Consider the following 22,728-nt stretch of genomic DNA (forward strand, 5'->3'; position numbering starts at 1 on the left):
GGACGCGAAAGGGGGCAGCGCAGAGCTCAGCGCTGCTGTCTCATCCAGGAGACGAGATCGGGTGATGCCTCGGCATCGTCGTCGGTGAACGGTGCGGCACCGGCGACCCAGCGGTCGAGATCGTGCTCGGCGATCACCCGGTAGGCGAAGGTGGCCTTCGCCCCGGCGGCGTGCAGACCGCCGAGCGGTAGTGCGGTGTTGGCGGCGATCAGCACCAGGTTGCCGAAACGACGACCCTTCAGGATCGGCGGTTCACTGGTGATCGCGACCTGGGAGAAGAACTGCCGAAGCCCGGCCACCACGCGACGGCCGTAGGCGAACGGACCCTGATCGGTGATGTTCACCAACACGACCCCGGTGGGATTCAGCACCCGCGCCAATTGCGCGAAGTACTCCACCGTCCCGAGTTCGGCCGGTACCTTGCCGGCGGAGAACGCGTCGCTGATGATCACATCGGCGAAGTCGTCGCGCATCGGTACGATCCCGGCGCGGCCGTCGACCTCCCGGACCTTGATCCCGCTGTTGCGTGGCAGCGGCAGGTCGCGTCGTACCTGGGTGATCAGGTCCGCATCGGGTTCGAGCACGATCTGCGGCGAGGTGGGCCGGGTCGCTGCCACGTACCGCGGCAGGGTCATCCCGGCCCCGCCGATGTGGATCACCCGCAGCCGTTGCCGCGCCGGTGCCCACAGGTCCACGACGTCGGCGATCCGCTGTACGTACTCGAATTCGAGGCACAGCGGATCGTCGAGATCGACGTGGGACTGCGAGGCCCCACCGACCCGGACCGTGAACGCCTGGCTGCGATCACGGTCCGGGATCAGGAATTCATCGGACATCAGGTTCGATCATGCCCGATGCCGACCGGCTGCGTCCGGTCATCGTGCGGTACGGCACCCTCAGGAGTCCGAGGCCGAACCCGTCGCATCGGGCTCGGTCGAGCCGGCGAGCTCGTCGGACCGGTTGATGTCATCGGGTCGGGCCGATCCCTCCCCGGCCGCGTCTGGCACCGTCATGATCAGATGCTCGGCATCGGGTGCGGCGTCGAACTTGACCGTCTGGCCTTCCAGGATCTTCCCGGCCAGCACCTCGCGGGCGAGCTTGTCCTCCACCTCACGCTGCACCAGTCGACGCAGCGGACGGGCACCGTAGACCGGGTCGAAGCCGTGACTGCCGAGCCATTCCCTGGCCGCGTCGGTGGCCTCGACGCTGATCCGCCGATCGGCGATCCGCTTGTTCAAGCGGTCCAGGTTGATGTCCACGATCTTGGCCAGCTCGCTCTGCTTCAGCGGCTCGAACATCACGATCTCGTCCAGCCGGTTCAAGAACTCCGGACGGAAGGACTGCCGGACGATGTTCATCACCGACTCCTCCTTCTTCTCCGGGCTCAGTGCCGGATCGGCGAGGAACTGCGAACCGAGGTTCGAGGTGAGGATCAAGATCACGTTCCGGAAGTCGACGGTACGCCCCTGGCCATCGGTCAGCCGCCCGTCGTCCAGTACCTGCAGGAGGATGTTGAAGATCTCCGGATGCGCCTTCTCCACCTCGTCCAGCAGCACCACCGAGTACGGGCGACGACGCACGGCCTCGGTCAGCTGCCCACCCTCGTCGTAGCCGACGTAACCCGGAGGGGCACCGACCAGTCGGGAGACCGAGTGCTTCTCGGAGTACTCGCTCATGTCGATCCTGATCATGGACGACTCGTCGTCGAAGAGGAACTCGGCCAGCGACTTGGCCAGTTCGGTCTTGCCGACACCGGTCGGGCCGAGGAAGAGGAACGAGCCGGTGGGCCGGTTCGGATCGGAGATCCCCGCCCGCGAACGCCGGACCGCATCGGAGACGGCCTGCACGGCCTGTCGCTGACCGATCAACCGTCGACCGAGACGCTCCTCCATCTGCAGGAGCTTCTCGCTCTCACCCTCCAGCATCCGGCCGACCGGGATACCGGTCCAGGCCGAGACGACCTCGGCGATGTCGGCAGGACCAACCTCTTCGGAGACCATCGGGGTGAAGTTCGCCTCATCGGCATCGGCCTTCTCCAGGTCGGCCTGCAGCGCCGGGATCCGTCCGTAGAGCAGCTCCGAGGCCTTGCCCAGGTCACCTTCGCGCTGGGCCCGTTCGGCCTCCGAACGCACATCGTCGATCTCCTTGCGGAGTTCACCGACCCGGTTCAGGCCCTCCTTCTCGGCCTGCCAGCGCTGCTCCAGTCCACGCAAGCGCTCCTGGGCATCGGCGAGTTCGGCGTTCAGCCGGGTCAGCCGCTCTTTGGAGGCGGCGTCGTCCTCCTTCTCCAGGGCGAGCTGCTGCATGGTCATCCGGTCCACGTCGCGGCGCAGCTGATCGATCTCCTCGGGGGAGGAGTCGATCTCCATCCGCAACCGGGAAGCGGCCTCGTCGACCAGGTCGATCGCCTTGTCCGGCAGCTGCCGGGAGGTGATGTAGCGGTTGGACAAGATGGCGGCCGCCACCAGGGCGGCGTCGGTGATGGCGACCTTGTGGTGCGCCTCGTACCGCTCCCGCAGTCCACGCAGGATCGCGATCGTGTCCTCCACACTGGGCTCACCGACGTAGACCTGCTGGAAGCGCCGCTCCAGGGCGGGGTCCTTCTCGATCCGCTCCCGGTACTCGTCCAAGGTGGTGGCACCGATCATCCGCAGCTCACCGCGGGCGAGCATCGGCTTCAGCATGTTGCCGGCGTCCATCGATCCGTCACCGGAGGCACCGGCGCCGACGACGGTGTGCAGTTCGTCGATGAAGGTGATGATCTCGCCGTCGGATTCCTTGATCTCGTTCAGCACGGCCTTCAGCCGTTCCTCGAACTCACCGCGGTACTTCGCCCCGGCGACCATCGCGGTCAGGTCCAGTGAGATCAGCCGACGGTTCTTCAGCGAGTCGGGTACGTCGGAGTCGACGATCCGCTGCGCGAGGCCTTCCACCACCGCGGTCTTGCCGACACCGGGTTCACCGATCAGCACCGGGTTGTTCTTGGTCCGGCGCGACAGCACCTGGGCCGTGCGGCGGATCTCGGAGTCACGCCCGATCACCGGGTCCAGTTTGCCCTCGCGCGCCTGTGCGGTGAGGTCGACACCGTACTGCTCCAGGGCACTCTCGGTTCCCTCGGCCTCGGCGCTGGTGACACGCTTGCCACCGCGTGCGGCGTCGAAGGCCTCGATCAGGGACTGCGGTTCGACGCCTGCCCGGTTCAGGAGCTTCGCCGCCGGGGTCTCCACGGTCGCCAGGGCGATCAGCAGATGTTCGGTGGCGACGAACTTGTCGCCGGCGGACTCGGCGCGGGTCTCGGCCTCGGCCAGCACACGGGCGAAGCTGCCGGACAGATTGGGCTGGTTGACCGACGACCCCGAGGTCGACGGCAGTTTCTTGATCTCCGACTCCGCCGAGCGATCGATCGCTGCGGGGTCGGCACCGACTGCGGCCAGCAGGGGCCCGACGGTGTTGTCGGGGACCATCAACAGGGCATGCAGCAGGTGGACCGGTTCGGCACTGGGGTTGCCACCGGTCAGGGCGAGCCGGATCGCGGTCGAGACAGCGTCACGGCTCTTGGTGGTGAGCTTTTCGGTGTCCATTCATCGCCTCCTCGGGCGGCTGGGCCACCCGAAACAAAAAGTTGAGTGTTACAGACTCAATTATGCCTCTGAGTTGCCTCATTGGCAAGACTTGAGCGGGTAACACTCAACCTTGTTCGAGCGGCTTGATCACCTGACTGACACGGGCGTGAGCGGAGGTGAAAAGGCAGAACGCCGATCAGCCCCCGAGGCCCACCGAGCCCTCACCGTCGGCCCGGAACACCCGCGGGGCCCGGCGGGAGTTCGCCCGCCGGATCTCCTCGGCGAGCTCACCCACCAAGGCGCGCAACTGCTCGTTCTCGGCCTGCAGCTGCAGGATGCGGTCGATCCCGGGGAGGTTGATCCCCTCCTCCTGGGAGAGGCGCTGGATCAGCCGAAGCCGCGCGACATCACGACGGGAGTAGAGGCGGCCGCGGCCGCGCGCCCGGCGGGGCGAGACCAGCCCCATCCGGTCGTAGGTACGCAGCGTCTGCGGGTGCATCCCGGCCAGCCGGGCCGCCACCGAGATGACGAAGACGGGTGCGTCCTCGTCACTGAGGTCGAGGGCCACCGAGCGAGTTCTCATCGCTGCTCACCCCCGGCGATCGGCCCGGACCCGGGCGAACACATCGGCTCGCGGATCGGTGCTGTCGGTCAGCCGGCCGTACTCCTCCAGCGCCGCCTTGGCCTCGGGGCCGATGGTGTCGGGCACCGCCACCTCGACGGTCACCAGCAGGTCACCGCGTTCGCCGTTCTTCTTGGCCACACCCTTGCCGCGTACCCGGAAGGTACGACCGTTCGGCGTCCCGGCCGGGATCCGCAGGCGCACCCGATCGGAGTTGATCGCAGCATTGCCCGACAGGGTCGGTACGTCGATCTCGGCACCCAGGGAGGCCTCGACGAAGGTGACCGGGACGGTCACCGTGACGTGGTCGCCCTTGCGCCCGAACACCGCATGCGGCAAGACGTGGACGATCACGTACAGATCACCGGCGGCACCCCCGTTCTCACCCGGACTTCCCTTGCCCTTCAGCCGGATCCGTTGTCCGTCGTTGACGCCGGCGGGAATCCGTACCTGCATGGTCCTGGTCGACTGGGCACGGCCGGAACCGTGACAGATCGGGCAGGGGTCGTCGACGATCAGGCCACGTCCACGACAGTCGGGACACGGTTCAGTGAAGGAGAAGCTGCCCCCGGGAGAGGCGCTGACCATGCCGGCCCCCTCACAGGTCGGACAGACCCGGGGAACGGTTCCGGCGCGGGCACCGGTGCCATGACAGGCCTGACAGGCATCGTCGGAGACCATCTGCATACTGACCGTGACGCCTTCCACGGCGTCGGCGAAGTCGATCGTGACCTCACCCTCGACGTCGGAACCGCGACGCGGTCCGGGCCCGCGACTGCTGCGGCCGGTGGAGAACCGTCCGGTGAAACCGCCGAACAGATCAGAGAAGTCGGCGCCGCCGCTTGCGTTGCGGAACAAGTCCTCGAAGCCGGCGTTCTGCGACGAACCGCCGCCGGGCGCGCCGCCGCCGCGGGGGAACCGGAACCCGCCGCCGCCGAAGAGTTTTCGGGCGTCGTCGTACTCCTTGCGCTGCTCGGGATCGGAGAGCACGGAGTTGGCCTCCGAGGCCTCCTTGAACCGCTTCTCCCGCGCCGTGTCACCGGGGTGCTGGTCGGGGTGGTTCTCCCGGGCGATCTTCCGGAAGGCCTTCTTGATGTCGGCGGCCGAGGCGTCCTTGGGAACACCGAGGATCTTGTAGTAGTCCTTCTCCACCCAGTCCTTGGTGCTCATCAGCCCTCCTGGACCGGCTCTTCATCGCCCGGCTGTGCCACGATCACGCGGGCAGGTCGCAGCACGCGGTCACCGAGTCGGTAACCCACCTGCAGCACATCGGCCACCGTCGGTTCGCTGATCCCCGACTGCTGGGTCTGCATCATCGCCTCGTGCACATTCGGGTCGAAGGCCTCCCCCTGGGTGCCGAAGGCAACCAGGCCGTTGGCCTCCGCCAGCCGTTCGATGCTGCTGGCGACAGCCTTGAAGCCGTCCGACATCTCCTCGTGCTGGCGGGCGCTGGCGATGTTGTCCAGGGTGCCGAGGAGGTCGTTGATCACCTTCTCCGCACCGGCCCGGCGGGCGAGATCGCGATCACGGTCGACGCGCTTCTTGTAGTTGACGTACTCGGCCTGCAGCCGTTTCAGATCGTCGGTGCGCTCGGCGAGGGCGGTCTCCAGTTCGCTCACCCGATCGGTTTCGGCACCGGTCTCGGCGACCGGCTCGTCCGGCGTGGCGGTCTGCTCCTGCGGTGCGGTGTCGTTGTCGGCACCCGCGGCATCCGCAGCGCCCTGGTCGGGTCCGGTGGAGCCGAATCGATCTTCGGTGTTCACACTTGCTCCTCAAGTCTTGTGGTGTTGACGATACGACCGACTCGCCGGTGGTGCGGCCCGATCGGGGCCGCACCACGGCGAGTCTGGTCACTGCAGGGTCAGGACTGCTTCTTGTCGTCCTCGTCATCGACGATCTCGGCGTCGACGACATCGTCGTCACCGCTCTGCTCCTGCTCGGCACCCGGGGCGCTCTCGGCGCCTGCGGTGCCGTCGGCCGGGGCCTGGGCCTGGGCGTAGATCGCCTGGCCGAAGGCCGCTGCTGCGTTGTTCAGCTTCTCGACTGCGGACTTCACGGTCTCGTCGTCATTGCCCTCGAGCGCGGTCTTCAGTTCGGCCAGGGCCTCCGAGACCGGGTTCTTGACGTCGTCGCCGACCTTGTCGCCGGACTCCTCCAGCAACTTCTCGGTACGGAAGACCAGGGCATCTGCGTTGTTCCGCAGGTCCACCGACTCGCGCCGGCGACGGTCCTCCTCGGCATGCTGTTCGGCCTGCCGGACCATGTCGTCGATCTCGTCCTTGGACAGCGCCGACCCGCCGGTGACCTGCATCGCCTGCTCCTTGCCGGTGGCGAGGTCCTTGGCGTTGACGTTCACGATGCCGTTGGCGTCGATGTCGAAGGAGACCTCGATCTGCGGCACGCCGCGCGGTGCCGGCGGCAGGCCGGTCAGCTCGAAGGAACCGAGCGACTTGTTGTCCTTGGCGAACTCACGCTCACCCTGGAAGACCTGGATGGTCACCGAGGGCTGATTGTCGTCGGCCGTGGTGAAGGTCTCCGACTTGCGGGTCGGGATCGTGGTGTTGCGCTCGATGATCTTGGTCATCACACCACCCTTGGTCTCGATCCCGAGGCTCAACGGGGTGACGTCGAGCAGCAGCACGTCCTTGACCTCGCCGCGCAGCACGCCGGCCTGCAGGGAGGCACCAAGAGCGACGACCTCATCGGGGTTCACACCCTTGTGCGGATCCTTGCCGGTCAACGACTTGACCAACTCGGCAACTGCCGGCATCCGGGTGGAGCCACCGACCAGGATCACCTGGTCGATGCTGGCGACGTTGATCTTGGCGTCCTCGATCACGGCATTGAAGGGGACCTTGGTGCGATCCAGCAGGTCCTGGGTCAGTCGCTGGAACTCGGCCCGCGACAGCTTCTCCTCCAGGTGCAGGGGGCCACCCTCACCCAGCGTGATGTACGGCAGGTTGATGGTCGTCTCGGTGGCCGAGGAAAGCTCGATCTTGGCCTTCTCGGCAGCCTCCTGAAGACGCTGCAGGGCGATCTTGTCCTTCGACAGGTCGATCCCGTTCTTGTTCTTGAACTGGGTGACCAGCCACTGGACGATCTTCTCGTCCCAGTCGTCGCCACCCAGGCGGTTGTCGCCCTTGGTCGCCTTCACCTCGAAGACACCGTCGCTGATGTCGAGCAGGGAGACGTCGAAGGTGCCACCACCGAGGTCGAAGACCAGCACGGTCTGCTCGGTCTCGGACTTGTCCAGGCCGTAGGCCAGGGCCGCGGCGGTGGGCTCGTTGATGATTCGGTCGACGCTCAGACCGGCGATCTCACCGGCTTCCTTGGTGGCCTGCCGAGCGGCGTCGTCGAAGTAGGCCGGGACGGTGATCACGGCATTGGTGACCGACTCGCCCAGGTAGGCCTCGGCGTCGCGCTTCAGCTTCTGCAGTACGAAGGCGCTGATCTGCTGCGGCCGGTAGCTGGTGCCGTCGATGTCGACGGTCCAGTCGGTGCCCATGTAGCGCTTGACCGAGCGGATGGTCCGGTCGACGTTGGTGACGGCCTGCCGCTTGGCGACCTCGCCGACCAACACCTCTCCACCCTTGGCGAAGGCGACCACCGACGGGGTGGTACGGGCGCCCTCGGCGTTCGGAATGACGGTGGGTTCGCCACCTTCGAGAACGGCGACGACGGAGTTGGTGGTACCGAGGTCGATGCCTACTGCACGAGCCATGTGATTCCTCCAGTGTTGATGTGATGCCGCAGGCAACCCCTACGGACAGATTGAGTGTACGTGACTCAAGATAGCACCTTGAGTGAGAGCAACTCAAGTCTTTGTTGAGTCGACTTCACTCAAGTTTAATCCATTGCGTGGACCGGGCGCCTTTCGCGGCGACAGGGCCTCGTCCGGGTCGCCGGCAGCCCGTGCGGCGAAGGAATGGACATATATAGCAAAGCTATATACCTTCGGAGAGTGGAACCGCGACCAGGACCGGAGGACACCTCCGACAGACCGACGGACGGCAGGGAAACTCCGGCGGCAGCGACCCCAGCGGCACCGTCAGCCGCGCCGAAAGCGGGGTCACCGACTGCGGAGTCACTGACGGGCCTGTCCGCTGCACTGAGTGCGGCGTGCGCCCGGATCACCCGCCAGTGCGCCCGGATGCACGACGAGCCTCCCGGGTTCGGGCGGGTACTGTCGATCTTCGATCAGTACGGAGCGCTGAGTGTCGGCTCCTTCGCCGAGGTCGACGGCTGCAGCCAGCCGACCGCCACACGGTTGATCCAGCGCCTGGAGAACGAGGGACTGCTGGCCCGCCGGCCCAACCCGGCCGACGGCCGAGGCTCGGTCCTCGCACTGACCGCCGAGGGCCACGAGCGACTGAGTGGTGTCCGCCACCGGATCGCCGAGGGACTCACCCCCCACCTGGCCGCACTCAACCCCCACGAACGCGCACAGCTCGAGGCAGCGACAGCCCTGCTGCTGCGCCTGGTCGATGAGCTGTCGACAACCCCCGAGGAGACACGATGAGCAAGCGGGCGGAACAGGCACCCATCGAACACACCCCTGGGGGCCACGCCCCCGTCGACCACACCCCTGGGGGCCACGCCCCCGTCGACCACACCCCTGTCGACCACACCCCGGGCAGCGCGCCGCGTACCACCATCTGGCGACAGCCGAAATCGGTGCTGGCGGTGGCCTTCGCCAGCGTCATCGCCTTCATGGGCATCGGCCTGGTCGACCCGATCCTTCCCGCGATCAGCACCGAGCTCGGGGCGACCCCCGGCCAGGCCATGCTGTTGTTCACCAGTTACCTGTTCATCACCGGTATCGCCATGTTCTTCACCAGCTGGATCTCCGGCCGGGTCGGTTCGAAGAAGACCTTGATCATCGGCCTGGTGATCATCGTCGCCTTCGCCGCACTGGCCGGGCTGGCGGACTCGGTCTGGCAGGTGATCGGTTTCCGCGCGGGCTGGGGGCTGGGCAATGCCCTGTTCATCTCCACCGCCCTGGCCACGATCGTCGGCGCGGCGACCGGTGGGACCGACGGCGCGATCATCCTCTACGAGGCAGCCCTCGGCATCGGGATCGCCATCGGCCCCCTGCTCGGTGGAGCCCTGGGCGACATCTCCTGGCGGGCACCCTTCCTCGGCACCGCGGTGTTGATGGCGATCGGCACGATCGCATTGCTGATCCTGCTGCCGCCCCAGCGGAGCAGGCCCAACCATGTCCCGCTGGGTGCCGGACTCCGGGCAGCGCGGCGACCTGCACTGCTGGTGCTCGGTCTCGCCGCTCTCTGCTACAACTTCGGCTTCTTCACCCTGCTGGCCTGGACCCCGTTCCCCCTGGAGGATGCCGCAGCCAGGTCCGGCATCACCTTCGGCGCCCACGAGCTCGGCTTCGTCTTCTTCGGCTGGGGGCTCTGCCTGGCGCTCACCTCGGTCCTGATCGCCCCCCGGATGACTCGCCGGTTCGGTCGCATCCGCGTGCTCCACCTGACCCTGTTGCTGCTGGCGATCGACCTGGCAGTGATGGCCCTGTTCGCCGAGCATCTGCAGATCCTGATCATCGGCGTGATCATCGGCGGACTGTTCCTCGGAGTGATGAACACCGTGCTCACCGAGTCGGTGATGGATGCGACCACCCTCCCGCAGAACGTGGCCTCCTCCACCTACAGCGGCATCCGGTTCCTCGGTGGTGCACTGGCGCCGGCGGTGGCCGGCAGCCTGGCTGCCGCCGGTGGACCGGGAACCCCGTACCTGGTCGGCGCGGCGGCGGTACTGATGGCGATGCTCATCCTGGCGATCGGCCACCGGCGGATCGCCCACATCGACCTGGACACCGCCGAGGAGATGACGGGGAACTCCCCCAGGATCGGCTGATCGTTCAGGGTCCGGCGGGCGGCACACCCACCGGGCTCAGGTGAGCAGACCCCGCAGGGTCCGCCGCAGGATCTCCTTGGACTCGGCGACGGAGAGCCGCTGATCATCGCGGAGGATCGCCCAACAGTTCCAACTGGTGGCCGCCAGCAGCGCATCGAGCAACAGGTCCGAACGATCGGCGCCGGCCAGTTCGGGGGCGAAGACCTGCGAGAGCCGGTCCCGTTCGTTGCGCAGGTGATCGGCCCGACCGGAGGCCAGCGCCGGGGACCCGGCGGCCGCGGCGGCGGCCCGGGCGGCCGGGGCGATGTCGCCCAGCTGTTTCGCCCGTTGATCGACATAGCTGGCGATCCGCTCGCCCACCGGCAGGTCGATGTCGATCGGCCGGGCGAGTCGGCGGTTCACCCGTACCCAATGGGACACGGTCCGCATGAACAGACCCTCCATATCGTCGACGGCCACCCACAGGGTCCGCAGTGAAACCCCGGCCTCGGCGGCGATCTCCTTCGCCGTCGGCCGCCGCGTCTCCCTGGGCTGAACCAGCCGCACCGTGGGGGGCAGGTGTTCTCGCACCTGTCCCCCGTTCGGTGCGAACGGGCCGGGTCAGTGCCAGAATCGAGGACATGATCATCGTCACCACCAATGAGATCCCCGGATACACCGTCGAGGCCGTACTCGGGGAGGTGATGGGCATGACGGTCCGCAGCGCGAACATCGGTCAGAACTTCGTCGCCAGCTTCCGCGCCATCGGTGGCGGTGAAGTCACCGAGTACACCCGAGTGGTCTATGAGTCCCGCAATGAGGTGATGAACCGGATGTGGGCCGATGCCCAGCGTCGCGGCGCCAACGCGATCATCGGCATGCGCTTCGACACCGGTGAGATCGGTCAGGCATTCACCGAGCTCTGTGCCTACGGGACGGCGGTCGTCGTCCGACCGCTCGGCCAGGGTGAGCCCGGGGCCACGGCCCAGTCGGCGCAGCAGGCCGCACAGGCGGGAGGAGCCCCCTCGGCCCCCGACGCCCCGCAGCCGAACCACACCCCACCGCAACCGCAGTGAGCCAGCCAACGGATCGCTCACAGGAAGCACACAGCCAACTCACTGGTTGAGCGTGACGTGGGGTGCCACCATGGAACCCATGTCAACCACGTCACGCGGTCCCGAGCAGGCACTCACCCGGGCAGACGGCTCCCCCATCCGGGTGCTCGCCGTCGACGACGAATCGAGTCTCACCGAACTGCTCTCGATGGCCCTGCGCTACGAGGGCTGGGAGGTCAGCACGGCCGGCTCCGGCTCCGAAGCGGTCCGGGTGGCCAAGGAAATCGAGCCCGATGTGGTCGTGCTCGACATGATGCTTCCCGACTTCGACGGCCTCGAGGTGATGCGCCGGATCCGACAGACCGCGCCCCTGACGCCGGTGATCTTCCTGACCGCCAAGGACGCCCTGACGGACCGGGTCAGCGGACTGACCGCCGGTGGTGATGACTACGTCACCAAGCCGTTCAGCCTGGAGGAACTCGTCGCCCGGCTGCGCGGGCTGTTGCGGCGCAGCGGCGCCAGCGCCGCCCACGAGAACTCCGTCCTGACCGTCGGTGACCTGCGGCTGGACGAGGACAGCCACGAGGTCAGCCGGGCCGGTGAGGAGATTCACCTGACCGCCACCGAGTTCGAACTGCTCCGGTACCTGATGCGGAACCCGCGGCGAGTACTGTCGAAGGCCCAGATCCTGGACCGGGTCTGGAACTACGACTTCGGGGGGCAGTCCAACGTGGTGGAGCTCTACATCTCCTACTTGCGCAAGAAGATCGACGCCGATCGACCGCCGATGATCCAGACCATGCGCGGCGCGGGGTACATGCTCAAGCCGGCATGACCGTGGACAAACCGGTCGGGTTCCGGCCACCGGACCAGCCCGAACCCGTCGAGCCACCCGTACCGGTGACCACCGAACCGGGTGAGGAACGACCACCTCATCCGTTCGCACCGGGTTCGATGGGTCGCAGTCTGCTGCTCCGGGTGCTGCTGATCGTCACTGTGGCGACGACCGCGGTGGCCGCGATCAGCCTGCTGGTCACCCAGCAGTTGCTGTTGACCAGCCTGGACGAACGGGTACGGTCGCTGGCCATCTCCCAGGCCCAGGGCCCACCGCTCAACCCCATGCAGGACCGCTCGGAGCAGATCTTTCGCGGTCAGCCGCTCGGCACCATCCTGATCGCCCCGGACCGCTCCGGGACCATGGTCGTCGGGCTGCTCGGTGCCAACGGGACACAAAGTGAGACCGACCAGGCCGAACTGACCGAGGCCGCCAAGGAGATGCAGGCACTGCCGGCCGATGGACAGGCCCGCTCGGTGCGGCTGTCCTACGGCGACTACCGGGTGGTGGGGATCCCCCGGCCCAGCGGCGGCGAGGTGATCGTCGGCCAGCCGATGGAGGGCATCAACTCCACCATCGTGAACCTGATGCTGATCGGGATGGCCGTCTGCGTGGTGGCGATCGTCGCGGCCGCGATCAGTGTCCGGGCGTCGATGTCGCGGGCCCTGCAGCCACTCTCCCGTCTGGCCGGTACGGCCAAACAGGTGTCCCGGCAGGAACTGGCCACCGGTGAGGTGGATCTGAGTGCCCGTGTACCGGCAACCGATGCCGACCCGTCGACCGATGTCGGCCAGGTCGGTTACGCCTTCAACCACATGCTCGACAATGTCGCCGGCGCCCTGGCCGCCCGGCATGCCAGTGAGACCAAACTGCGCCAGTTCGTCGCCGACGCCTCGCACGAGTTGCGCAACCCGTTGGCCGCGATCCGTGGTTATGCCGAGTTGCTGCAGCGCGACTCCGCCGACTTCAACGCACCCACCCAACACGCGATCCGGCGAATCTCCTCGGAGTCGGCGCGGATGTCGTCGCTGGTCGAGGACATGTTGCTGCTCGCCCGGCTGGATTCGGATCCGACACTGGATCTGCAGCCGGTCGATGCCTCCGAGATCGTGATCAATGCGATCAGCGACGCCCAGGTGGCCGGACCGGATCACAACTGGCGGGTCTCCCTGCCCGATGAACCCGTGCAGGTGCTGGCCGACCGTTTCCGGCTGCACCAGGTGGTGGCGAACCTGCTTGCCAATGCCCGTACCCACACCCCGCCGGGAACCTCGGTGGTGGCCGGGGTGTCCACCGAGGGCGATCAGGCCGTGATCAGTGTGACCGACGACGGGCCCGGTTTCCCCCAGGCGCTGCAGTCGACGGCCTTCGAACGGTTCGCCCGCGGCGATTCCTCCCGCGCCCGGACCAACTCCGCCGGCAACGAGGGTACGGGCCTGGGGTTGTCCATCGTCGCCGCCGTGATGGCGGCCCACCGCGGTTACGCCAGCATCGACAGCGAGCCGGGGCACACCACGGTCAAGCTGTACCTGGACCTGAGCCGGGACTGAGTCGCGCGGCTGGTGGCCCGCCGTTCACCGCCCCGGTGGGGCTTGGGTGTCGGGGTAGCCTTCACTGGCGTTCACGCCACCGACACACACCATCACCACCGGAAGGGGATCCATGGCACGTCGAGCACGTCGTCGTAGCAGCGGCTGCGCGACCGTCGGCCTGGCCATTGCCGGAATCGGTCTGGTGGTGGTCGTACTGGTCGCGGTGGCGGTGGTGAACGTGATCTCCCAGCGCACCATCGAGGCCAGTCTGCAACGGCCCGAGGTCGATGACCGATCGGTCTTCATCACCGCCATCGCGCCGCTGGCGCGCGAATCGATGGAACAGACCGGCGTACCTGCCTCGGTGACCATGGGACAGGCGATCCTGGAATCGGGTTGGGGTTCCTCGGGACTGTCGAACTGGTCGGGGAACTACTTCGGGATCAAATGCGGCGACACCCGCTCGGAGTTGCAGGCCGACTGCGTCGCCCGCGAATCCCAGGAGTACTACGACCCCGAGGAACCGGTCAGCGAGGTCAGCGATTTCCGCGCGTACCACACCGCCCGCGACTCGTTCCGTGATCATGGCGAGTTCCTGCGCAACACCAGCCGCTATGCCGGCGCTTTCGAGCACACCGACGACCCCGACGAGTTCATCCGGGCCGTCCGCGAAGCCGGTTATGCCACCGACCCGAACTACTCGGAGATGGTGATCTCGCTGATGCAGGACTACGACCTGTACCGCTATGACGACGGCGAACCCGCGGGTACGCCCGTGCAGGGGGACTTCGCCGGACCGTACCGCGACACCGGCGGGGTGAACGGGCCGCTGGGCGTACCCATGGGCCCGATCCAGTCCGGACCGGTCGACAGCACCCGGATGATCATCTTCGACCAGGGGGTGATCGTTGAGAGTGAGGACGAGTTCTTCACCCTGACCGGCTCGATCTGGCAGGCTTACCGGGCCGACGCCGAGGTGCGTAGCCGGCTGGGCGTTCCGGAACGGGTCGAGGGGACCGAGGACGAACAGGTCGTCACCTTCGACGGCGGGACCCTGACCGCGGTCGCCGACGGTCCGGCGCAGGTCGACTACAACTGAGACTTCGGCCTGCTGTCGGTGGCGGATACCATGCAACGGATGATTACTCGCGCTGAACTTGCCCGATTGGTCGACCACACGCTGTTGAAGCCGGAGGCGACCCCGGCGGATGTGCAGGCCCTGGCCGACGAGGCAGCCACCTTGGGTGTCTACTCGATCTGCATCTCGCCGAACATGATCAAGACCGTGAACGTGCCCGACGGGGTGCTGCTGGCCACCGTCTGCGGTTTCCCGAGCGGGAAGCACACGACCACCGCCAAGGCGACCGAAGCCGTCGAGTCGGTGGCCTCCGGTGCCGACGAGGTGGACATGGTGATCGACATCGGCGCCCTGAAGGCCGGTGACATCGAGTCCGTGACCGCCGACATCGCTGCGGTACGGGGTGCTGTCGGCAAGGCGGTGCTGAAGGTGATCATCGAGTCCGCGGCGCTGACCGAGGACGAGATCGTCGCCGCCTGCCGGGCCGCGGAATCGGCCGGCGCCGACTTCGTGAAGACCTCCACCGGATTCAACCCGGCCGGTGGCGCGTCGGTGGAGGCGGTGCGGTTGATGCGCAGGACGGTCGGTGACCGACTCGGAGTGAAGGCCTCCGGCGGGATCCGGGACTGGGACACCGCGGTCGCCATGGTCGAGGCCGGCGCGAACCGGCTCGGCCTGTCCGGCACCGCCGCGGTGCTCGCCGGCGGTCAGGTCGGCGACCAGAGCTACTGAGCCGGAGTCAGCGGCGGCCCGCACCGGGGCGACGGACGGACTTTCCCCTTCTCGCTCATGATCCCGTGCAGCGGACCCCGGGCCGATCCTCGGTCCCGGGGTCCGCTCGTTACGACGGGTGATTCAGACAGGTACTCCTGCGGCCCGCTCGGCCTCACCGAGTCCGGTCGGCGGCTCCTTGGCAACCGGCGGCACCAGCCCGAGCACCTCGGCGGTACTCGTGAGCACCGCATGGGCGAGTTCGGGATCGGCGATCAATTCCTCGGCGCTGTGCGGCATCGCCTTGAACAGGGTCTGCTGCCAGTCCGGCCAGCGATCGGCGAAGCAGTCACGCAGGACATCCAACATGATCGGCGCCGCGGTGGAGGCACCGGGTGAGGCACCGAGCAGGCCGACGATGGACCCATCGGCGGCCGTGATCACCTCCGTACCGAACTGCAGCACCCCGTCGGGCCGGATCACCTGGACCCGCTGGCCAGCGGTCACCTTCTCCCAGTCACCGGGCTCGGCATCGGCGTAGAACTCCCGCAGATCGGCGAACTTGCGCTTCGGCGAGGAGAGCAGCTGCTTCACCAGGTAGACGACCAGACTCAGGTTCTGCAGGCCGACCTTGATCATCGGCAGCAGGTTGTCGGGTTTGATCGAGGCGAACAGGTCGGTCAACGAACCGGTCTTCAGGAACCGCGGGGTCCAGCCGGCGTAGGGGCCGAACATCAGCGAGGTCCGGCCCTCGACGACGCGGGTGTCGAGGTGCGGTACCGACATCGGCGGCGCTCCGACCGCTGCCAGCCCGTAGACCTTGGCATGGTGGCGGGAGACGACGTCGGTCCGGCTGGTACGCAGGAACTCACCGCTGACGGGGAATCCGCCGTAGCCCCGGATCTCGTCGATCCCGGCCTTCTGCAACAGGCGCAGCGAGTAGCCGCCGGCGCCGACGAAGACGAAGCGGGCGCGGATCACGGCCTTCTCCCCGCTCGCCCGGTTGCGGACGAGCACCGCCCAGCGGCCGTCGGGCAGCTTCCGCAGGTCGAGCGCTTCGGTGCCGAGCACCAGATTGCCCGAACGCTCGGTGAAGGCATCCAGCAACAGTTCGGTCAGCCGGCCGAAGTCGACATCGGACCCGGCGGCGGAATAGGTCGCGGCGATCGGCTGGTTCGGATCCCGGTCGGCCACCAGCAGCGGGGCCCACCTGCCGATCACCTCGGGGTCGTCGCTGAACTCCATCCCGGCGAACAGTGGATGCGCCGACAGTGCCGCGTGACGGCGGCGCAGGTATTCCACATTGTCCGCGCCCCAGACGAAGCTCATGTGCGGGGTCGGCTGGATGAACGCCTGCGGACTCGGCAACCGACCGGATTCGACCAGATGCGCCCAGAACTGGCGGGTGACCTGGAACTGTTCGTTGACGGTGACCGCCTTGGCGATGTCGACCGAACCGTCGGACTTCTGCGGTGTGTAGTTCAACTCGCAGAGGGCTGAGTGGCCCGTACCGGCGTTGTTCCAGGGGTCGGAACTCTCCTCCGCCACCTTGTCCAGCCGCTCGATGACCTGAATGTCCCAGTTCGGCTCGACCTCTTGCAACAGGGTCGCCAGGGTCGCGCTCATGATCCCGCCGCCGATCAGCAGGGCATCGACATCAGTCTGCACGAAACCTCCATGGTTCATGGCCGGAGCACCGGCCGGGTCGTCACCGCGCGCCCATCGAACGAACACTTGCGGACACGACTCTGTTCACCTTCCATGGTGGCGCGATCCATGGTCGGCGCACAGGTCGAGTGCTCGTGAGATGCTTCACAATCTCTGCTCCGAGAGCCGGATCAGGTCGATTGTGCGGGTCCCAATCTAGTCGATCGGCCGACCGGTCCCGGACCCCACCCAGCCCATGTGCAGGGATCCACCCGTTTTCGGGGTGAGCGATCAACCGCCTGTCTCGAACGGCAGCCTGCCGTCGGCGGGCAATGGCAGCACATTCGTGTGCTGCGGGGTGATCAAACTCCAGGTGGCGCCGTCGTCCGGTGCGGAGAGGAAGACGATCACCGCGCCCTCGACGTCGAGCGGATCACCCTCGGGGTAGGTGGTGCTGCCCGTACAGGTCACCGGAGTGGATGCCACCGGCACGCTCACCTCGTCGAGGTAACCCTTGACCACCTCGGTCACTGCCAGTTGATGCACCGCTGCATCGATGCGGAACATCTCGATACTGCCGGTGGCAGGGCCTGTCGTACCGACGACCACCGCGTCCGCCTCCTGATAGGCGACATCCGGATCGGAGTCATCGATCCAGGACACGCACGACTTCGGTTCGGGAGCCAGAGGTCCAGCACAGCCAGCCGGAACGGCCACCAGCAGCACGAACGGCAGAAGCACAGTGCCGCGGCGGGCCTTCACAGGGCCTTCCCCGCGCAGCTCCGGGAGACGGATGTTTCATGCCACACCACCTCAACATATGTCCATGATCGGTTTCGAGCGAGGGAACAGAGGTGTCAGCTCGGCGAGGCGTGAATGGCCACCCGGGGAACCCCGCCGATGCGTGACTGGAGTGCCTCACTCGCCCGAGAGCACCGACCCAGCACACTCCGGTACGCTCACGGGCATGCTGCTCTCGGACCGCGACATCGCCGCTGGGCGTGAAACCGGACGGATCGGCGTCGACCCCTGGGAGCCGCAGATGCTGCAGCCGTCCAGTGTCGATGTCCGACTGGATCGCTTCTTCCGGGTCTTCGAGAATCACCGCTATCCGCACATCGATCCGGCCGAGGAGCAGCCCGAACTCACCCGCGAGGTCGTACCCGCCGATGCCGAGCCCTTCATCCTGCATCCGGGCGAGTTCGCCCTGGCCGCAACCTATGAGCGGGTCACCCTCGGCGACGATGTGGCGGCCCGCCTCGAGGGCAAGTCCTCCCTCGGCCGGCTCGGCCTGCTGACCCACTCCACCGCCGGATTCATCGACCCCGGGTTCAGCGGCCACATCACCCTGGAACTGTCGAATGTGGCGAATCTGCCGATCAAGCTCTGGCCGGGGATGAAGATCGGCCAGCTCTGCTTCTTCTCCCTCAGCTCGCCGGCCGAACACCCCTACGGTTCGGCACAGTACGGTTCGCGCTACCAGGGCCAGCGCGGGCCGACCCCGAGCCGCTCCCACCTGAACTTCCACCGCACGGACATCCCCACCTCGCTCTGAGGACGACCACCGCGCACGTAATGACCGACTCCGCCCCACACAGCTCCGGCGAGGATCCGCTGACCGCTGCCGAGCACCGCCGCATGCGGCGGCTCCGGCACACCCTGCGCATCTCGGCCCTGGTGTTCCTGGTGATCGGCCTGGCCTGTGCCGCTCTCTCACTGCCGACCGGGATCAGCGAGCTGCAACGGGCACAGTCGCAGTCGGCCTGGATCCCGGTCGAAGGCACGGTCGTCCGGTTCGAACCGCAACCCGAACGGTTCCCCCTGCGCTCGGCACCGATCACCGTCGAACGCCCGGTGATCGAGTATCGGGTGAACGAGGTCACGCGCTACTACATCCACCCCCGGGCGACCGATCTGGACTATCCGCTGGGCGCACCGGTGCTTCTGCGCTACGACCGGGCCGATCCGGCCCTGGTCACCTACGACCGCGGGCAGACGACCTATCTGGCACCGCTGCTGCTGGGCACGATGCCACTGCTGTTCGGGTTGATCCTCGGCGCGGTGATGTGGATCCGCTCCGGCGACCAGCGGTTCCTCCGGCTGGCCACCCGGCCCGGCGACTGAACACAGACTGCCGACCGCTGCGCAGCAGCAGACTCGGCCCGTGCTGGAACTCAGGCCGGTGCGGCGATCTCCACGGTCACACCATCGCCCAGATCGAGGACGCTGCCGACCTCGACCGTCACTGGCTGACCAGGCAGCAACCGGCGCCGGTCCGAGCCGTTGCCGGGGGCGATCAGGATGGTCCCGTTGGTGGACTGCAGATCGGTCACGCTGACGTCCCAGCCCTCCGGGGTCACCTGCACATGGCTACGGCTGATGTCCTGACTCGGACTGGGTACGGTCAGCAACTGCGCCGACCCGTCGGCGACCTTGGCCGCCGAGGGGGCACGGCCGATGACCACCGGATGGGTCAACTGGATCGGATCCCCGCTGGAGGGCACCAAGGTGGCCAGCACCGGCGCCGGGATCAGCTGCGGTTGCTGCCGCTCGATCGGCTGGCCACACCAGCGGCAGGCCGACTGGTCCGGCGGGTTGGGGTGCCGCTGAGGGCAGAAGACCGCCAGCACCACGTCACCGTCGGATTCCTCGGCCGGGTCGGCATCCACCGAGTCCAGGGTCTGGGTCTCACCGAGTGCACCCTCGTCGGCCCGCTGCGCACCTTCCTCGGGCGCCTCCGGTGCCACCCACATCGGCACCTCGCCACCGAAGTGGGCCTGACTCAGATGACCACCCGCGGAACCGGCCGCCGGACCCTCGGCCCGCCGCCCGGGCGCGGCATCGATGCTCTCGCCGATCATCGTCTGCGGGTATCCGTGGCCGTCGGAGTCGCCGACCCGCGGAGCGTCGACCTCGGGTTCGGTCCGACCGTTGGGTTCGGCCTGCGGCTGCGGGTACGCACCCGTGCGCTCGGGCTCGGGGGTGGTGGTCGGCTCACGACGGACATCCCCGTACGGGGCCTCGGCTCCCGCAGCAGCACCTGCAGCGACTCCTCCAGCACCCAGGCCCAGAGCGGCCAGACCACCTGCGGCCCCGCCGCCGGCGGCAGCATCGGTGGCCGGTTCCTGCGCCGCGGCGATGTCCGCCACCGCCGGGTCGACCTGCGAGTCGGCTGCCGGCACGCTCTCGGGTTCGGTGGGTTCCTCGGCCGCTCTGCTCGGGACGGCCTCGGCGCCCGTACCGGCCGGTTCGTCGAGCTCGTCGACGGTGTTCGCCACCGGCGACGGCGCCTGCTCCTCGGTCGTCGGCGCGGGCGCCACCTGCTCACTCGGCGGTTCCGAGGTGGCCGGCTGATCGCCGGCGGTACCGGCGGCAAGCCCGGCAGCCACACCCGCAGCGCCGACTGCCGCACCGGTCGCCGTACCGCGCTGCAGCTGCGGGCTGAGTACCAGTGCCTCGTCCGAGGCATCCAGGGTCAGCGCGCCGGCCCGTACCGCACCTACCACCAGGGGCAGGAAGTCACCGGCCGGCTCGCCCTCGCCCAGAACGACCGAGACCGACTGCACATCTCCGAGTCCGGTCTCGGACCAGGTCCGCACCTGATTGCCCTGGGTGATCGGGGCACCGGCGGCGTCGGCCACGGTGACCCGGCCGCGAATCAGGGTACGCAGCTCACCGTCGGCCCAGAAGAACACCGCCAGGTCAGGGGTCTCGTCGAGGCCCAGGGACGCCAGTTCCGCGAGCAGGTCGTCGATCGCGGTGGCGGCCAGGACCTTCTGCCACAGCCCCTCGGGATCACTGGTCGACGGCACCGCCACCAGCACCGCAGGTCCGGAAAGGACCGTCCAGTCACCGGGGGCATAGCCGGCCCGCCAGGAGCCGACGAACGGATTGGCACTACTGGTCATGACGGGTTCACCCTTCGTCGTCGTGCATGTCGCGCAGGCAGCGCATTGTGCGCGAACAGTCGCCGTACAAGCGCGCGGGCACTCGTCGTACCCGCGCGGAAACTGCGTCCACGTTCATCGGGCGGCGCTGTCGTCGAGCGATTCGACGTCGACCACCACGATCGAGACATTGTCCTGCGCCTTCGCCTCCAGCGCCAACCGCAACAGTTCGTCCACCGCCTGCTGCGGGGACCGTTCGGTGGCCACCTGTCGGATCCGGTCGTAGGGGACACTGGTCAACAAGCCGTCGGAGCACAGCAGCAGCCGCTCACCGGCGACCACCGGGACATTCCACAGGTCCGGCCGGAAACTCTTCGCACCGACCGCCCGCGTCACCACATGCCGCTCGGGATGGTGCTCGGCCTGCTCGGGCGTGATCGCGCCTGCATCCAGCAGCTCCTGCACCCGGGAGTGGTCGACCGTCACCTGCTGCAGTTCGGTGGTCTGCGGCGCGACCCGGTAGATCCGCGTGTCGCCGACATTGAACAACACCCAACGGGGACCGTCACCGTCGTCGACCGCCACCGCGCCACAGACCGTGGCACCGGACTGGCGGCCACCGTGCACCGGCTGCAACCGGATGATCCGCTGGTGGGCGTGGACCAGCGCCCGCTCGACATCGGCGGGGCTGATCCGCCGCTGCAACGGCAACAGCGAGAACTCCTCGGTGACCAGCGCACTGGCCATCGCCCCGGCAGCGGCACCGCCGATCCCGTCGGCCACCACGAAACAGGGCGGCCGGGCGAGGATGTTGTCCTCGTTGGCCTCCCGCACGGCACCCGCGTGCGTCACCTGTGCATGCTGGAAACGAACCACGGCACTCACAATAGGGCCAAAGCGGTCCAGCCCGGGCAGGCACCGGTCGGCGGTATCGGCTCAGGCGCCGACGCCCTCGGCGGCGTCCATCGACTCGACGAATTCACGTTTGGTCGACTGCCACAGGTCCTCGGTCATGCCGGTCCGCCAGTACCCGGAGATGGACACCTTCTTGCGGTCCAGCCCCCGTTCGACGAACAGGTACATCCGCAGGTCGCGGATCATTTCGGCGTTGCCGTGGACGAAGGCGGTGAACTGCTCGGGCAGGTCGGCGGCCCGGACGGCCTGGGCCAGCGCGACACCGGGTGGCGTACCCAGATCCTTGCGGTGCAACCAGGTCACCTCCACCCCGGGCAGCGGCAGCTCCTCGGCCGCGGTGTTCACCTCGACGAAGGTGTGCGCCCGTACCCCCGGCGGCAGCGCCTCCACCGCGGCGGCGATCGCTGGCAGCGCCGACTCGTCACCGGCCAGCAGCAGATCCGGCAGCTCGTCGCTGGGCGCGAAGCCGCCACCGGGGCCGTAGAAGGTGATCTTCTCCCCCGGCTGGGCAGCGGCCGCCCAGGGGCCGGCGATCCCCTCAGTGCCGTGCACGACGAAGTCCATCACCAATTGGCGGGCGCCCCGGTCGAAACTGCGGATCGTGTAGGTACGGGTGACCGGGCGCTGATCCAGGTCCTCGTCCTCGGTGTGCTGCAACGTCTCGGCGACCGCGTAGTCGGCACCCGGCGGCGGGAAGAGGAGCTTCACGTAATGATCGGTGAACTCCAGTTCGGGGAATTCGGCCAGTTCGGGGGCGGTGAAGGTCAACCGGGCCATCTCCGGGGTGATCCGCTCGTTGGCGACCACCTCGACGGTCCGCCCCTGACGCTTGCGTCGCTGGCGAACGGGTTGTTCAGTTGCGCTCATTGCTCCACCCTAGCGCCCGCCTTAGGATGACCTAAATTCTCGTCGATGGGCTCCCGCGCTGCATCCGAACTGGGTTACCCGCTGCATCCGATCCGCAGCAAACGGGCTCAACGACGCCGCTTGGATGCAATTGCTGCGGAACAGCTGCGCGTACCTTCCTGTCACA

General features: G+C 67.7%; 21 protein-coding genes. 9 read left to right on the forward strand and 12 right to left on the reverse strand.

What is annotated here, in order from left to right:
- Positions 1–26 precede the first annotated feature (26 nt).
- From CLV29_RS10985 to dnaK, 6 genes are all read right to left on the reverse strand, one after another.
- Positions 27–836 (reverse strand): spermidine synthase, encoded by an 810-nt coding sequence (locus CLV29_RS10985; RefSeq protein ID WP_133754893.1) that lies wholly within the window; start codon positions 834–836, stop codon positions 27–29.
- A gap of 60 nt (positions 837–896) precedes the next feature.
- Positions 897–3,581: an ATP-dependent chaperone ClpB gene (clpB, locus tag CLV29_RS10990; RefSeq protein WP_133754894.1), complete on the reverse strand. Its 2,685-nt coding sequence runs from the start codon at positions 3,579–3,581 to the stop codon at positions 897–899.
- Between the two features lie 178 nt (positions 3,582–3,759).
- Positions 3,760–4,146: a heat shock protein transcriptional repressor HspR gene (locus tag CLV29_RS10995; protein ID WP_133754895.1), complete on the reverse strand. Its 387-nt coding sequence runs from the start codon at positions 4,144–4,146 to the stop codon at positions 3,760–3,762.
- A 6-nt stretch (positions 4,147–4,152) separates the two neighbouring features.
- The gene (gene dnaJ / locus CLV29_RS11000) at positions 4,153–5,355 is read right to left on the reverse strand and encodes a molecular chaperone DnaJ (protein ID WP_133754896.1); all 1,203 of its coding nucleotides are present in this window, start codon (positions 5,353–5,355) and stop codon (positions 4,153–4,155) included.
- Entirely contained in the window at positions 5,355–5,948 is a 594-nt protein-coding gene (locus tag CLV29_RS11005; RefSeq protein ID WP_133754897.1) for a nucleotide exchange factor GrpE, read from the reverse strand. Before CLV29_RS11005 ends, dnaJ begins: the two co-directional genes overlap by 1 nt.
- Positions 5,949–6,046: 98 nt before the next feature.
- Positions 6,047–7,906 carry a molecular chaperone DnaK gene (dnaK, locus tag CLV29_RS11010; RefSeq protein WP_133754898.1) on the reverse strand — a complete coding sequence of 620 codons (1,860 nt, stop codon included), beginning with the start codon at positions 7,904–7,906 and terminating at the stop codon, positions 6,047–6,049.
- Positions 7,907–8,335: 429 nt separating this feature from the next.
- Here dnaK and CLV29_RS16215 point away from each other — a divergent pair, with 429 nt between their 5' ends.
- Both CLV29_RS16215 and CLV29_RS11020 read left to right on the forward strand, forming a co-directional pair.
- Entirely contained in the window at positions 8,336–8,704 is a 369-nt protein-coding gene (locus CLV29_RS16215) for a MarR family winged helix-turn-helix transcriptional regulator (RefSeq protein ID WP_166649215.1), read from the forward strand.
- Positions 8,701–10,056, forward strand: a complete 1,356-nt coding sequence (locus tag CLV29_RS11020; protein ID WP_133754900.1) for an MFS transporter — start codon at positions 8,701–8,703, stop codon at positions 10,054–10,056. Before CLV29_RS16215 ends, CLV29_RS11020 begins: the two co-directional genes overlap by 4 nt.
- A gap of 36 nt (positions 10,057–10,092) precedes the next feature.
- Here CLV29_RS11020 and CLV29_RS11025 read toward each other — a convergent pair whose 3' ends face one another.
- Positions 10,093–10,626, reverse strand: coding sequence for a TetR/AcrR family transcriptional regulator (locus CLV29_RS11025; protein ID WP_133754901.1), 534 nt, complete (start codon positions 10,624–10,626; stop codon positions 10,093–10,095).
- 50 nt (positions 10,627–10,676) lie between these two features.
- Here CLV29_RS11025 and CLV29_RS11030 point away from each other — a divergent pair, with 50 nt between their 5' ends.
- The 5 genes from CLV29_RS11030 to deoC all read left to right on the forward strand — a co-directional run bounded on the left by CLV29_RS11030 (position 10,677) and on the right by deoC (position 15,267).
- The gene (locus CLV29_RS11030) at positions 10,677–11,111 is read left to right on the forward strand and encodes a YbjQ family protein (protein WP_133754902.1); all 435 of its coding nucleotides are present in this window, start codon (positions 10,677–10,679) and stop codon (positions 11,109–11,111) included.
- A gap of 79 nt (positions 11,112–11,190) precedes the next feature.
- Entirely contained in the window at positions 11,191–11,925 is a 735-nt protein-coding gene (locus CLV29_RS11035; protein WP_133754903.1) for a response regulator transcription factor, read from the forward strand.
- Positions 11,922–13,475 carry a HAMP domain-containing sensor histidine kinase gene (locus CLV29_RS11040; protein ID WP_133754904.1) on the forward strand — a complete coding sequence of 518 codons (1,554 nt, stop codon included), beginning with the start codon at positions 11,922–11,924 and terminating at the stop codon, positions 13,473–13,475. Before CLV29_RS11035 ends, CLV29_RS11040 begins: the two co-directional genes overlap by 4 nt.
- Before the next feature lie 112 nt (positions 13,476–13,587).
- Positions 13,588–14,556 carry a glucosaminidase domain-containing protein gene (locus CLV29_RS11045; RefSeq protein ID WP_133754905.1) on the forward strand — a complete coding sequence of 323 codons (969 nt, stop codon included), beginning with the start codon at positions 13,588–13,590 and terminating at the stop codon, positions 14,554–14,556.
- A 39-nt stretch (positions 14,557–14,595) separates the two neighbouring features.
- On the forward strand, positions 14,596–15,267 hold the full coding sequence (deoC, locus tag CLV29_RS11050; RefSeq protein WP_133754906.1) for a deoxyribose-phosphate aldolase: 672 nt from the start codon (positions 14,596–14,598) through the stop codon (positions 15,265–15,267).
- Between the two features lie 123 nt (positions 15,268–15,390).
- On the opposite strand, the gene mqo is transcribed toward deoC, so the two are convergent.
- Complete coding sequence (gene mqo / locus CLV29_RS11055) at positions 15,391–16,914, reverse strand: malate dehydrogenase (quinone) (RefSeq protein WP_243831839.1); 1,524 nt, start codon at positions 16,912–16,914, stop codon at positions 15,391–15,393.
- Positions 16,915–17,184: 270 nt separating this feature from the next.
- Entirely contained in the window at positions 17,185–17,556 is a 372-nt protein-coding gene (locus CLV29_RS11060; RefSeq protein ID WP_133754908.1) for a hypothetical protein, read from the reverse strand.
- A 304-nt stretch (positions 17,557–17,860) separates the two neighbouring features.
- Between CLV29_RS11060 and dcd the strand changes: the two genes are divergently transcribed.
- Entirely contained in the window at positions 17,861–18,448 is a 588-nt protein-coding gene (gene dcd, locus CLV29_RS11065) for a dCTP deaminase (RefSeq protein WP_133754909.1), read from the forward strand.
- 20 nt (positions 18,449–18,468) lie between these two features.
- Positions 18,469–19,017, forward strand: coding sequence for a DUF3592 domain-containing protein (locus CLV29_RS11070; protein ID WP_133754910.1), 549 nt, complete (start codon positions 18,469–18,471; stop codon positions 19,015–19,017).
- A 50-nt stretch (positions 19,018–19,067) separates the two neighbouring features.
- On the opposite strand, the gene CLV29_RS11075 is transcribed toward CLV29_RS11070, so the two are convergent.
- From CLV29_RS11075 to CLV29_RS11085, 3 genes are all read right to left on the reverse strand, one after another.
- Entirely contained in the window at positions 19,068–20,801 is a 1,734-nt protein-coding gene (locus CLV29_RS11075) for an FHA domain-containing protein (protein WP_133754911.1), read from the reverse strand.
- 114 nt (positions 20,802–20,915) lie between these two features.
- Positions 20,916–21,632: a PP2C family protein-serine/threonine phosphatase gene (locus tag CLV29_RS11080; RefSeq protein WP_166649217.1), complete on the reverse strand. Its 717-nt coding sequence runs from the start codon at positions 21,630–21,632 to the stop codon at positions 20,916–20,918.
- Between the two features lie 84 nt (positions 21,633–21,716).
- Positions 21,717–22,562 (reverse strand): siderophore-interacting protein, encoded by an 846-nt coding sequence (locus CLV29_RS11085; RefSeq protein WP_133754913.1) that lies wholly within the window; start codon positions 22,560–22,562, stop codon positions 21,717–21,719.
- Positions 22,563–22,728 lie beyond the last annotated feature (166 nt).

Source organism: Naumannella halotolerans (assembly GCF_004364645.1).
GTDB lineage: Bacteria > Actinomycetota > Actinomycetes > Propionibacteriales > Propionibacteriaceae > Naumannella > Naumannella halotolerans.